The organism is Variovorax sp. EBFNA2 (assembly GCF_033802765.1).
Lineage (GTDB): Bacteria > Pseudomonadota > Gammaproteobacteria > Burkholderiales > Burkholderiaceae_C > Variovorax > Variovorax paradoxus_H.
In genome coordinates, this window is sequence record NZ_CP138496.1 from 1,722,500 (window position 1) to 1,735,385 (window position 12,886).

The window sequence follows — 12,886 nt, forward strand, 5'->3', positions numbered from 1 at the left end:
TCAAGCAAAAACGGTGCCCGCACGCGATTGGTGCGAACCCTTCCGGTGAATCACCGAGGTGCGTGGCCCGCCCAAGGCGTGTGCGGTGTGCACCGCTCTTGGGAATCGGGGCCTTGGGCCGTCGTCAGAGCGCCGCGCCGATCTTGCGCAGCTCGGCGATCTGCGGCGCCTTGGGCAGCCAGATCTTGTCGAACTCGGCGATGACCGGCGCGGGGTTGTAGTTGCTGGCGCTCTTGAAGGCGATGCCGCTGGCCTTGAACTTGTCGATGAGGCCCAGCTCGGTGGTCACGATGTCCTTGATCTGTGCGTCGAGCTGCTGCTTCACGAGGTCGGTGATGAGCGCCTTGTCCTTCGCGTCGAGCGTCTGCCAGATGCGGCCCGACACCAGCGGCGCGAAGGGCATGAACAGCGCGTTCATCGGCAGCAGCGTTTTCGCGACGCGATCGAAGCGCTGGTTCCACGAGAACTCGATGTCGGCTTCGAGCCCATCGACCTGGCCGTTGGACATGGCGTCGAACACGCCCGGCGTGGGAATGGGCGTGGGCGCGGCGCCCAGCAGTTGATAAAAGTCGCGGTAGACCGGCGTGGGATTGATGCGCAGCTTCATGCCCTTCAGATCGGTGGGCGAGGCGATGTCCTTGGTCGCGAACACCACGCGCATGCCGGTGATGCCCCAGCCCAGGCCGATGGTGCCGGTCTCGCGCGGGAGCACGTCCAGCAGCTTGAGCGCCGCGGGCGTGCGCACGAGCGAGGCGACGTTGGTGGTCGAGCGCACGAGGTAGGGCGCGTTGATGGCCGCCACGCTCGCCACGCGCGAGCCGAGCTCTGCCGCCTGGATCCAGCCCATGTCGAGCGCGCCCGACTGCAGCTGCTGCATCATGGCCGACTCGTTGCCCAGCTGGCCCGAGTGGAACACCGTGGCGCTCAGGCGGCCGTCGGTGGCCTTCTTCAGCGCCTCGCCGAAGCTCACCGCGGCGCGGTTCCACGAGTGCCCCGCGGGCGTGATGAGGCCCAGGCGGAATTCCTTGGCGGCGGCGGCACGCGACACGGTGCCGAAGAGGGCGGTCGATGCGGCAGCGGTGCCGGCGGCGGCCTGGACGAACTGGCGGCGGGAGAGAGGCATGCGAAGCTCCGGTGGGGTGAGGTGAAGTGAAGGAACGGGAAAGCGGATCGGCGCTTACTTGAGGAGCGCGAGAGACAGACTCGGGAACAGCGACAGCAGCACCAGCGCCGCGCAGCAGATCAGGAAGAAGGGCAGCGTGACGATGAACATCTTTCCGGGCTTGGCACCCGTCACCGCCGAGGCCACGAAGAAGCTCAGCCCCACCGGCGGCGTCATCAGCCCGAGCACGAGGTTGATGACCACCACCACGCCGAAGTGGCGCGGGTCGATGCCGTAGATTTCGGTCGCAATGGGCAGCAGGATCGGCACGGTCATGATCAGCCCGGGAATGCCGTCGATCACGGTGCCGATCACCAGCAGGATCACGTTCACCAGAAGCAGGAAGGCGATCGGGTCCTTGGCCACGGTCTGGATCCACGCGGCGGTGGCCTGCGGCACCTTGCCGTAGATCAGCAGCCACGAGAACACCGCGGCCGCCGCCACCAGGAACAGCACCACCGCCGAGTAGATCGCCGACTTCAGCAGGATCTGAGGAATCATCGCGAAGCGGAATTCCTTGGTCACGTAGCGACCCACCAGCACCGCGGCCACCGCGCCCACCGCCGCCGATTCGGTGGGGTTGGCCAGCCCGCCAAGAATGGAGCCGACGATCACGATGGGAATGAGCAGCGTCGGGCAGGCCGTGAGGATCGTGTGCAGCCGCTGCCTGACGGTGCGCTTCTCGGTGCGCGGGTAGTTGTAGATCAGGCCCATGCAGGCGATGACGATGAAGAACAGCACCGTGAGAATCACGCCGGGAATGATCCCCGCGATGAGCATGTCGCCCACCGCCACCTGCGCGAGCACGCTGTACACCACGAACATCACCGAGGGCGGAATGATCGGGCCGAGCATGCCGCCGTACACCGTGATGCCGGCCGCGAAGGTCTTGTCGTAGCCCTGCTTCTCCATCTCGGGCACCATGATCTGGCTCATGATCGCCACCTGCGCGGTGGCCGAGCCGATGATCGACGACACCAGCATGTTCGCCAGGATGTTCACGTAGGCCAGGCCGCCTTTCACCGAGCCGATGAAGGCCAGCGCCAGGTCGACCAGCCGCTTCGTGATGCCGCCGCCGTTCATGATCTCGCCGATGAGGATGAACAGCGGAATCGCAATGAGGCTGTAGCTGTCGACGCCGCCGAACATCTGCACCGGGAACGACTGGAACAGCACCGTGTCGCCCGAGTTGAGGATGTAGACGATGCCCGACAGGCACAGGCAGGCACCGATCGGCACGCCGACCAGCATGATCAGCAGGAAAAAGGCAGAGGTCAGCATTTCAGTTCACGGCGTCCGCGTTGGCGACATGGAACTCGTCATGCGTGCGCTTGGGCTGCAGGCCGAGGTCTTCGAGGAGGTTGGCCAGCGCATGCACGCTGAGAGTGAGCGAGAAGATCGGCAGGATGAGCTGCACCAGCCACGTCGGCCAGTCGAGCGTCTGCGTGCGCTCGGTGTAGAGAAAGTTGAAGCTCTCGGCCGCGAACTCCTTCGCGTCGAAGCCGTGGCGCACGATGCCGGCCGGGTCCATCCACAGCCAGCACATCGCGAGCAGGGCCAGCCCGAGCAGCAGCACGCAGCCCGAGGCACCGGCCTTGGCGATGCGCACGGCCCGGGCGCCGAGCTTGTCGGTGAGCAAGGTCACCGCAAAGTCCAGGCGCAGCCGCGTCATCGCCGACGCACCGATGAAGGTGAGCCAGACCACGCAGTACACCGACGCCTCGTCCACCCAGTAGATCGGAAAGCCGCCGTAGCGCGTGACCACGTTCAGCAGCACCAGCACGATGAGCAAGCCCATCAGGCTGCTGAGGAGGTGGCGCTCGCAGCGCAGGACAAAGTCCGACGCGTCGAGCACGCGGCGGGACAGGCCGCCGCTTTCTTTCAAGGCGTTTTCTTGCATGGTGTTCTGGGCCTTGGGGTGCGTCGTGCGAGGGGGCTCAGGCCACCGACTGGTATTGCGTGGGCCGCGTGGCCAGCGCCTTGGCGACGACCTTCTCGATGAAGGCGCGCTCCTCGCCGATGAGCGGCAGGCGCGGGCGGCGCATGTGCTCGGTGCCCACGCCGACCAGCAGGTCGATGAGCTTCAGGTTCTGCACCAGCTTGGTCGACACGTCCAGATGCAGCATCGGCGTCATCCACTGGTAGAGCTTCAGCGCTTCGGCAAACTTGCCGGCCTTCATCAGGTCGTACAGCGCCACCGTCTCGCGCGGGAAGGCGCAACCGACGCCGGCCAGCAGGCCGTCGCAGCCCAGGGCGAGGCCTTCGTAGGCCAGATCGTCCACGCCCAGGAACAGCTGGTAGCGGTCGCCCACCGTGTTGCGCAGGTCGGTGATGCGGCGGATGTTGTCGGTGCTCTCCTTGATGGCCGCGATCCACTCGCAGTCGGCCAGCTCGACCATGTGCTCGGGCTTCAGGTCCACGCGGTAGGCCACCGGGTTGTTGTAGACCATGATGGGCTTCTGGGCCGCGTTGGCGATGGTGCGCACGTTGAGCATGGCTTCGCGCGCGTCGGCCACGTAGATCACCGAGGGCATGACCATGTAGCCGGCCACGCCCAGCTTGTTGGCGCCGTCCACGTAGCGCAGGGCTTCGCGGGTGCTGGTTTCCGACACGTTGGCCAGCACGGGGATGCGGCCATCGGCGGCTTCCAGGGCGATCTTCGCGACCTGCAGCTTTTCTTCCAGCGTCAGCGTGCTGGCTTCGCCCAGCGAACCGCAGGTGACGAGGCCGTGGATGCCGTTGCGGATCTGGAAGTCGATGTGGCGGGCGGTGCCTTCGGCGTCGATGCTCTCGTCGGCGTGGAACTTGGTGGTGATGGCGGGGAAGATGCCTTGCCAGCGGGGATTGCTCATGAACGTGTACCTCGAAAAAGAAGAGAAAGGGCGCTGCGGACAGCGGGTGGAACCAGGGTCTGAAGGCTTGGTTTCTAAATATATTAGTAAGATATGTGAAATATCCGCTCAGGGTATTAGCAGATTGCGTGCCAGTCGAAATGGTGGTTGGACGCTTCGGAAACGGGCGGTCGGGCGTCCGGAAGCACCGCCTTGGCGCGCCTGCGCACCGAGGCGCCTCAGGATGCGGCGGACGAAAAAAAGCCCCGCTGCGGTGAACGCGGCGGGGCGTGCGGCTCGCGACGGAGCCGGTGGGGCGCGGTGACTACGTCAGCGCCATCAGTCCTGGGCCTTCACCTTCGCCACGGCCAGCGCCGTCATGTTGATGATGCGGCGCACCGTCGCCGAGGGCGTCAGCACGTGGGCCGAGCTTGCGCCGCCCAGCAGGATCGGGCCCACCGTGATGCCGTTCGCGCCGGTCATCTTCAGCACGTTGTAGAGGATGTGGGCCGAGTCGAGGTTGGGGCACACCAGCAGGTTGGCCTCGCCGCTGAGCGTGGTCTCGGGCAGGGCGGTGCGGCGGATCTCGTCGGACAGCGCGGCGTCGCCGTGCATCTCGCCGTCGCACTCGATGTCGGGGGCCATCTGCGAGAACAGCTCGCGCGCCAGGCGCATCTTGCGCGCCGAGCCGCGGCTGGAGGTGCCGTAGTTCGAGTGCGACAGGAACGCCACCTTCGGCGGCAGGCCGAAGCGGCGCACCTCTTCGGCGGCCATCACGGCGATGCTGGCCAGCAGCTCGGCACTCGGGTCTTCGTTCACGTTGGTGTCGGTGATGAACACCGTGCGCTTCTCGAGCGTGAGCGCGTTCAGCGTGGCAAAGCCGGGCGCGCCGCGCTTCAGGCCGATCAGGTTGCGGATGTGCTCCAGGTGCACGTCGAAGCGCCCGACCAGGCCGCAGATCATCGCGTCGGCGTCGCCCAGGTGCAGCATCAGCGCGGCGATGGTCGTGTTGGAGCGGCGCACCATCGTCTTGGCGGCCTCGGGCGTCACGCCGCGGCGGCCCATGAGCTTGTGGAAGCTCTCCCAGTAGGTGCGAAAGCGCGGGTCGTCCTCGGGGTTCACGATCTCGAAGTCGGTGCCGGGGCGGATGTGCAGGCCGGCCTTCTGGATGCGTGCCTCGATCACGGCGGGGCGGCCCACCAGGATGGGCTGGGCCAGGCCTTCGTCGACCGCCCACTGCGCGGCGCGCAGCACGCGCTCGTCTTCGCCTTCGGCGTAGGCCACGCGCTTGGTGGTGGAGATTTTTGCGGCGCTGAACACCGGGCGCATGAACATGCCCGTCTGGTAGACGAAGCGCGTCAGGTGCTGGCGGTAGGCCTCCATGTCCTCGATGGGGCGCGCGGCCACGCCCGAGGCGGCCGCTGCCTTGGCCACGGCCGGCGCGATGCGCAAGATCAGGCGCGAATCGAAGGGCTTCGGAATGATGTAGTCGGGGCCGAAGGCCAGCTCCTGGCCGGCGTAGGCGGTGGCCACTTCTTCGCTGATGTCGGCCTTGGTGAGGTCGGCAATCTCGCGCACGCAGGCCAGCTTCATTTCTTCCGTGATCTTGCTCGCGCCGCAGTCGAGCGCACCGCGGAAGATGTACGGGAAGCACAGCACGTTGTTGACCTGGTTCGGGTAATCCGAACGGCCCGTGGCAATGATGCAGTCGGGGCGCACGGCCTTGGCCAGCTCGGGGCGAATTTCAGGCTCGGGGTTGGCCAGCGCCAGGATGATCGGCTGCGTGCCCATGGTCTTGACCATCTCGGCGCTCATGACGCCGGGGGCCGAGCAGCCGAGGAACACGTCGGCGTCCTTCACCACGTCGGCCAGGGTGCGGGCACCCGTGTCCTTCTGGGCGTAGCGCGACTTCGATTCGTCGAAGCCGCCCGCGCGGCCCATGTAGATCAGGCCCTTGGAGTCGCAGGCGTAGATGTTGGCGGGCTTGGCGCCCAGGCCGACCATCACGTCCAGGCAGGCGATGGCGGCAGCGCCCGCGCCCGAGACGGCGATCTTGACGTCTTCGATCTTCTTGCCGACCAGTTCCAGGCCGTTGAGCAGTGCCGCGGCCGAGATGATGGCCGTGCCGTGCTGGTCGTCGTGGAACACCGGGATGTTCATGCGCTCGCGCAGCTTCTTCTCGATGTAGAAGCACTCGGGCGCCTTGATGTCCTCGAGGTTGATGCCGCCCAGCGTGGGCTCCAGCGCCGCAATGATGTCGACCAGCTTGTCGGGGTCGTTCTCGGCCAGCTCGATGTCGAACACGTCGATGCCGGCGAATTTCTTGAACAGGCAGCCTTTGCCTTCCATCACGGGCTTGGAGGCCAGCGGGCCGATGTTGCCCAGGCCCAGCACGGCGGTGCCGTTGGTGATGACGCCCACGAGGTTGCCGCGGGCGGTGTATTCGGCCGCGAGCGACGGGTCGGCCGCAATGTCGAGGCAGGGGTAGGCCACGCCCGGCGAATACGCCAGCGACAGGTCGCGCTGGTTCAGCAGGGGCTTGGTGGGGGTGATCGAGATCTTGCCCTTGACGGGCGAGCGGTGGTATTCGCGCGCTGCTTCTCGAAGTGCTTCTTCAGCGGGGGACAGGGATGCAGCCATTTGAAAAGTCTCCTTGGTTCTGGCGGGCAATGAGGCTACCGCAAAAGCGTGGCCTCTTCTCTCGGGGGGAACGACGAGACCCTCTATCTTCGGCCGTATCGAGAGGGTCTGCCGACTGGCTAAACTTCAACACCCCCGTTTCAGGGGGACAAATCCGTGCCGCGCGGGCGGTGCGACGAACCATCGTCCTGGAACGACACAGCGACAGAACAACACGGAGGGACATCGAATGACACCCGGACCTTTCACCGGCACCGAACCGGACGTCGTGGTCATCGGCGGAGGCCCCTCGGGCTCCACGGTGGCTGCCTTGCTCGCAGACAAGGGCCACGACGTGGTGCTGCTCGAGAAGGCGCAGCACCCGCGCTTTCACATCGGCGAATCCTTGCTGCCGATGAACATGCCGCTGTTCGACCGGCTCGGCGTGCGCACCGAGGTCGAGGCCATCGGCCTGCGCAAGCACGGCGCCGAATTCGTCTCGCCCTGGCACGACCACACCAGCCACTTCGACTTCGGCCAGGCGATGGACAAGAGTTTTCCCTATGCGGTGCACGTGCGCCGTTCGGAGTTCGACGAGCTGCTGTTCCGCCATGCCGGCAAGCGCGGCGCGCGCACCTTCGAGGGCCGGCGCGTCACCGGCGTCGACATGGACGCGGGCAAGGGCACGCTCGACAACCGGCCGCTCGTGAAGGTCAAGGCCGACGACGGCACCGAGACCGCATGGCGCCCGCGCTTCGTGATCGACGCCAGCGGGCGCGACACGCTGCTGTCGAACCAGTTCGATGCCAAGCAGCGCAACCGCAAGCATGCGAGCGCGGCGCTGTACGGCCACTTCGCCAACGCCGAGCGCCGGCCGGGCCGCTTCGAGGGCAACATCTCGCTGTTCTGGTTCGACCACGGCTGGTTCTGGTACATCCCGCTGAAGGACGGCACCGTGAGCGTCGGCGCGGTGGCCTCGCCGGCCTACTTCAAGCGCCGCAAGGGCTCGCTCGAAGACTTCCTCATGGAAACCATCGCGCTCGCGCCCAAGCTCGCTGCGCGCCTGAAGAACGCCACGCTGATGGAAGGCGCCACCTCCACCGGCAACTACGCCTACGACTCCAGGTTCTGCCGCGGCGACCGCTTCATGATGGTGGGCGACGCCTATGCCTTCGTCGACCCGATGTTCTCGTCGGGCGTGTACCTGGCGATGAACAGCGGCTTCGAGGCCGCGACCTGCGCCGACCTCTGGCTCAAGGGCGAGGCGAAGGAGGCCGAGAAGGCCTTCCGGCATTACGAGAAGGTGATGAAGCACGGGCCGAAGATGTTCTCGTGGTTCATCTATCGCATCACCTCGCCCGCGATTCGCCGCCTGTTCATGGCGCCGCGCAACATCTGGCGCATGCAGGAGGCGCTGCTGTCCATCCTGGCCGGCGACCTGTTCCGCAACACGCCCATCGGGCCGCGCTTCTGGGGCTTCAAGGTGACGTACTACGCGTCGTGCATCGGCATCCTGCCGCAGGCCGTGAAGACCTGGGCATGGCGCCGACGCAATCTGAAGGAATCGCTGGAAACGGCAAAGACCTAGTTTCAGTCAGGCGACACGGTGTGCTGGGCGAGGGCCTCAAGGGCCTTCACCAGCGCCGAGTGGTCCAGCTGTCCATAGCCCATCGCCGCGCAGGCGTTCATCAGCTGCGCTGCGTTCGCGGTCTGCGGCAGCGCCACACCCAGCGAACGCGCGCTCTGCATCGCGAGGTTCAGGTCCTTCTGGTGCAGCGAAATGCGGAAGCCCGGCGCGAAGGTGCGCTTGATCATGCGTTCGCCGTGCACTTCGAGAATGCGCGAGCTGGCAAAGCCGCCCATCAGCGCCTGGCGCACCTTGGCGGGGTCGGCGCCGGCCTTTGAGGCGAACACCAACGCCTCGCTCACGGCGGCGATGTTCAGCGCCACGATGATCTGGTTGGCCACCTTGCAGACCTGGCCGTCGCCCGCGCCGCCCACCAGCGTCACGTTCTTGCCCATCTTGTCGAGCAGCGGCTTCACGCGGCCGAAGGTGCCTTCGTCGCCGCCGCACATGATCGTCAGGCTCGCGGCCTTGGCGCCCACTTCGCCGCCCGAGACCGGCGCGTCGATGTAGCCAGCGCCCAGCGCGACGATGCGGCGCGCGAATTCCTTGGTGGCGATCGGGTCGATGGAGCTGCAGTCCACCACGATCTTGCCCTGCGAACCCTTCAGGCCGTCGGCCACGCCTTCCGCGCCCGGTGCGCCGAACAGCACTTTTTCCACATCAGGGGTGTCGGGCACCATGATGAAGATGATGTCGGCCTTGCGCGCCACTTCGGCGGCCGAGCCGCAGATGGCGGCCTTCGAGACGAAGGGCTCCGGCGTGTTGCCGTGCGTGTTCACGAAGAGTTCGTGGCCTGCGTCGAGCAGGTGGCCCGCCATGGGCGCGCCCATGATGCCCAGGCCGATGAATCCGATTTTTTGTGCTGCTGCAGTGGTCATGTCTCTGTTTCCTTCGTGAACGTTCATTGCTTCTTCGTGAGGGCTTCGCGCCAGCCGAGGCCTTCGACGGTGGTGGCGCGGGGCTTGTATTCGCAGCCGATCCACCCGTCATAGCCCAGCGCATCGATGTGCTGGAACAGCCACGGGTAGTTGATCTCTCCCGTGCCCGGCTCGCCGCGGCCCGGGTTGTCGGCCAGCTGGATGTGGCCGATGCGTGCCAGCTGCTTGGTGAGCGTGTTGCCCAGCTCGCCTTCCATGCGCTGTGCGTGGTAGATGTCGTACTGCACGCGCAGGTTGCTGGAGCCCACCTCGTCGATCAGCGCCAGCGCCTGGTCGGTGCGCGTGAGAAAGAAGCCGGGGATGTCGAAGGTGTTGATCGGCTCGATCAGCAGGCGCAGGCCCGCGGCTTCGAGCTCGCGCGCTGCGAGGCGCAGGTTCTCGACCACGGTCTTGTGCGCGGCTTCCGTGCTCACGCTCGCCGGCACCTTGCCGACCAGGCAGTTGAGCTGCGGGCAGCCCAGCGCGGTCGCGTAGTCGATGGCCACTGCAATGCCTTCACGGAACTCGCCGGTGCGGTCCGGGTGGCAGGCGATGCCGCGCTCGCCCTTGTCCCAGTCGCCGGCCGGCAGGTTGTGCAGCACCTGCTGCAGGCCGTTGGTGCGCAGTGCGGCCACGAGCTCCTTCTTGTCGAAGGGGTAGGGGAAGAGGTACTCCACCGCCTCGAAGCCGGCCTTGGCGGCCGCCTCGAAGCGCTGCATGAACGGCAGCTCGGTGAAGAGCATCGTGAGATTGGCTGCGAACTTGGGCATGTCTTTCGTCTCCTCGGTCAGTCCAGCATCGCCACTGCAAGTGCGGTCGGTGCGTCGGCCATGCTTTCGGCCAGCGGTTCGAATTCGTTGATGGCGTCGATCTCGGTGCCCATCGCGATGTTGGTCACGCGCTCGAGCATCACCTCGATGACGACCGGCACCTGGAACTCGGCCATGAGTGCTTCGGCGCGGGCGATGGCGGGTGCCATCTCTTCCTGCTTGTGCACGCGGATCGCCTTGCAGCCCAGGCCCTCGACCACCTTGAGGTGATCGACGCCGTAGCTGCCTTCGATGCCGGCGTCGGCCGGTGCGTTGATGTTGTCGAACGCCAGCTGCACGCAGTAGTCCATCTCGAAGCCGCGCTGCGACTGGCGGATCAGGCCGAGGTAGGAGTTGTTGACCACGATGTGCAGGTAGGGCAGCTTGAACTGCGCGCCCACGGCCAGCTCTTCGATCATGAACTGGAAGTCGTAGTCGCCCGAGAGCGCGACGATCTTGCGCGTCGGGTCGGCGGCGCGCACGCCCAGCGCGGCGGGAATGGTCCAGCCCAGCGGGCCGGCCTGGCCGCAGTTGATCCAGTGGCGCGGGTTGTACACGTGCAGGAACTGCGCGGCCGCGATCTGCGACAGGCCGATCGTGCTCACGTAGCAGGTGTCGCGGTCCAGGTGGTTGTTCATGCACTGGTACACGCGCTGCGGCTTCATCGGCACGCTGTCGAAGTTGGTCTTGCGCAGCAAGGTCTTCTTGCGCTCGCGGCATTCGCCGGCCCAGGCGCCACGGTCGGTGAGCTTGCCCGCGGCCTTCATTTCCTCGGCCACTTCGACGAAGAGTTCGAGCGCGGCCTTGGCGTCGGAGACGATGCCGAAGTCGGGCGTGAACACGCGGCCGATCTGCGTGGGCTCGATGTCCACGTGCACGAAGGTGCGGCCCTTGGTGTAGACATCGACCGAGCCGGTGTGGCGGTTGGCCCAGCGGTTGCCGATGCCCAGCACGAAGTCCGACGCGAGCACGGTGGCGTTGCCGTAGCGGTGGCTGGTCTGCAGGCCGCACATGCCGGCCATGAGCGGGTGGTCGTCGGGAATCGTGCCCCAGCCCATGAGCGTGGGGATCACCGGCACACCGGTGGCTTCGGCAAAGCGCACGAGCAGGTCGGACGCGTCGGCATTGATGATGCCGCCGCCGGCCACGATCAGCGGGCGCTCGGCCGCCTGCATCATGCCGATGGCCTTCTCGATCTGGGCGCGCGTGGCGGCCGGCTTGTAGGGCTTGAGGGGCTCGTAGGCATCGATGTCGAACTCGATCTGCGCCATCTGCACGTCGAAGGGCAGGTCGATGAGCACGGGGCCCGGGCGGCCCGAGCGCATGAGGTGGAAGGCCTGCTGGAACACCTGCGGCACCTGGCCGGGTTCGCGCACGGTGACCGACCACTTGGTGACGGGCTTGGAGATCGACTCGATGTCGACGGCCTGGAAGTCTTCCTTGTACAGGCGGGCGCGCGGTGCCTGGCCGGTGATGCAAAGAATGGGAATCGAATCGGCCCAGGCCGAGTACAGGCCCGTGATCATGTCGGTGCCCGCCGGGCCCGAGGTGCCGATGCACACGCCGATGTTGCCGGCGATGGCACGGGTGTAGCCCTCGGCCATGTGCGAGGCGCCCTCGACGTGGCGCGCCAGAATGTGCGCGATGCTGCCGCGCTGGCGCATCGCCGAGTACAGCGGGTTGATCGCTGCGCCTGGCACGCCGAAGGCCTGCGTCACGCCTTCTTTTTCCATCACCAGAACTGCGGCCTGGACCGCTGTCATCTTTGCCATTGAAAGTCTCCTTGAGGTGGCCTCACTGTAGGAAGCGGGGCGCATTCCAAGAAGACGGCTGGGGACCATAAAACCTATTCCGTGGCGGAATAACTGGCTACCATCCGCGAATGGACAGACTCTTGGCAATGGAAATGTTCGTGCGGGTCGTGGAGACCGGCAGCTTCTCGAAAGCGGCGCGCGAGTTCAACACCACGCAACCCACCGTGACCAAGCAGATCGCGGCCACGGAGGCGCGGCTGAAGGTGCGGCTGCTCAACCGCAACACACGCGGCGTGAGCCTCACGGAGCCGGGCGCGCTCTATTACGAGAAGTGCAAGACCATCGTGCGCGACGCGGAAGAGGCCGACAGCATCGTGCAGCTGCGGCAGAACCAGGCGCAGGGCCTGCTGCGCGTGGGAACGTCGGTGGCCTTCGGGCGGCGCGTGGTGGTGCCGCTGGCGCTGGAGTACATGCGCCGGCATCCGCAGGTGCAGCTCGACCTGAGTTTTGAAGACCGCTACGTGGACCTCATCGCGCAGGGCATCGACGTGGCGATCCGCATGGGCAAGCTGGCCGATTCGTCACTGGGTGCGCGCTACCTGGGCGCCAACCCGTGGGTCATGGTGGCGTCGCCGGCCTATCTGAAGAAGCACGGCACGCCCAAACGCGCGCAGGACCTGAGCGCGCATGTGGCACTGATCTACAGCAGCGTGGTGGGCGACGAGTTCTGGCGCATGCACACGCCGAAGGGTGATCCGGTAACGGTGCCTGTGTCGGGGCGCTTCCGTTCCAACAATCTGTCGGCTGTGCTGGCTGCGGCGCGTGACGGGTTGGGGATTGCGCTGATGCCGCGCTATGTGGCGAGTGAGTCGCTGGCTGCTGGCAGGGTGAACGCCGTGCTGGGGGACCATGCGCTGCCTGAGCAGGAGATTCACGCGGTGTTTCCTTCGCCGAAGTTGGTGCCGGGGAAGGTGTCGGGGTTCGTGGCGTTCTTGCAGGGGCGGTTTGACGAAGGGTGGTGGGGGGCCTGACTTGGGTCATTCAGGGCGCGTGCCCAGGCCATCGGGTACTTCCCTCCGCGAATGTCCCCCGCTTCGCTCCTCCTTGATTTCGCTGCGGGAAGCACCCAATGTCCTGAGCACACCGAGCGCTGTCGTTGTGCTCGCC

The 12,886-nt window shown here is 66.2% G+C and carries 10 protein-coding genes; 2 read left to right on the forward strand and 8 right to left on the reverse strand.

The features are described from left to right. Nucleotides 1–124: 124 nt before the first annotated feature. The 5 genes from RZE79_RS07915 to RZE79_RS07935 all read right to left on the reverse strand — a co-directional run bounded on the left by RZE79_RS07915 (nucleotide 125) and on the right by RZE79_RS07935 (nucleotide 6,633). On the reverse strand, nucleotides 125–1,123 hold the full coding sequence (locus tag RZE79_RS07915; RefSeq protein ID WP_153285553.1) for a TRAP transporter substrate-binding protein: 999 nt from the start codon (nucleotides 1,121–1,123) through the stop codon (nucleotides 125–127). A gap of 54 nt (nucleotides 1,124–1,177) precedes the next feature. After that, nucleotides 1,178–2,443 (reverse strand): TRAP transporter large permease, encoded by a 1,266-nt coding sequence (locus RZE79_RS07920; protein ID WP_153285552.1) that lies wholly within the window; start codon nucleotides 2,441–2,443, stop codon nucleotides 1,178–1,180. A 1-nt stretch (nucleotide 2,444) separates the two neighbouring features. Next, entirely contained in the window at nucleotides 2,445–3,062 is a 618-nt protein-coding gene (locus tag RZE79_RS07925) for a TRAP transporter small permease (protein WP_319359721.1), read from the reverse strand. 37 nt (nucleotides 3,063–3,099) lie between these two features. Next, nucleotides 3,100–4,014, reverse strand: a complete 915-nt coding sequence (locus RZE79_RS07930) for a dihydrodipicolinate synthase family protein (RefSeq protein WP_153285550.1) — start codon at nucleotides 4,012–4,014, stop codon at nucleotides 3,100–3,102. Between the two features lie 318 nt (nucleotides 4,015–4,332). Then, the gene (locus tag RZE79_RS07935; protein ID WP_153285549.1) at nucleotides 4,333–6,633 is read right to left on the reverse strand and encodes an NADP-dependent malic enzyme; all 2,301 of its coding nucleotides are present in this window, start codon (nucleotides 6,631–6,633) and stop codon (nucleotides 4,333–4,335) included. Between the two features lie 229 nt (nucleotides 6,634–6,862). Here RZE79_RS07935 and RZE79_RS07940 point away from each other — a divergent pair, with 229 nt between their 5' ends. Next, on the forward strand, nucleotides 6,863–8,200 hold the full coding sequence (locus tag RZE79_RS07940; RefSeq protein ID WP_319359724.1) for an NAD(P)/FAD-dependent oxidoreductase: 1,338 nt from the start codon (nucleotides 6,863–6,865) through the stop codon (nucleotides 8,198–8,200). Between the two features lie 2 nt (nucleotides 8,201–8,202). Here RZE79_RS07940 and RZE79_RS07945 read toward each other — a convergent pair whose 3' ends face one another. From RZE79_RS07945 to gcl, 3 genes are read right to left on the reverse strand one after another with little or no spacing between them, the layout of a single operon-like run. Continuing rightward, nucleotides 8,203–9,117 carry a 2-hydroxy-3-oxopropionate reductase gene (locus tag RZE79_RS07945; RefSeq protein ID WP_319359726.1) on the reverse strand — a complete coding sequence of 305 codons (915 nt, stop codon included), beginning with the start codon at nucleotides 9,115–9,117 and terminating at the stop codon, nucleotides 8,203–8,205. Between the two features lie 23 nt (nucleotides 9,118–9,140). Next, complete coding sequence (gene hyi, locus RZE79_RS07950) at nucleotides 9,141–9,926, reverse strand: hydroxypyruvate isomerase (protein ID WP_319359728.1); 786 nt, start codon at nucleotides 9,924–9,926, stop codon at nucleotides 9,141–9,143. A 17-nt stretch (nucleotides 9,927–9,943) separates the two neighbouring features. Continuing rightward, the gene (gene gcl / locus RZE79_RS07955) at nucleotides 9,944–11,737 is read right to left on the reverse strand and encodes a glyoxylate carboligase (protein ID WP_319359730.1); all 1,794 of its coding nucleotides are present in this window, start codon (nucleotides 11,735–11,737) and stop codon (nucleotides 9,944–9,946) included. Between the two features lie 110 nt (nucleotides 11,738–11,847). On the opposite strand from gcl, the gene RZE79_RS07960 reads away from it, so the two are divergent. Beyond that, nucleotides 11,848–12,750 carry a LysR family transcriptional regulator gene (locus RZE79_RS07960; RefSeq protein ID WP_319359732.1) on the forward strand — a complete coding sequence of 301 codons (903 nt, stop codon included), beginning with the start codon at nucleotides 11,848–11,850 and terminating at the stop codon, nucleotides 12,748–12,750. The last annotated feature ends 136 nt before the right edge of the window (nucleotides 12,751–12,886 follow it).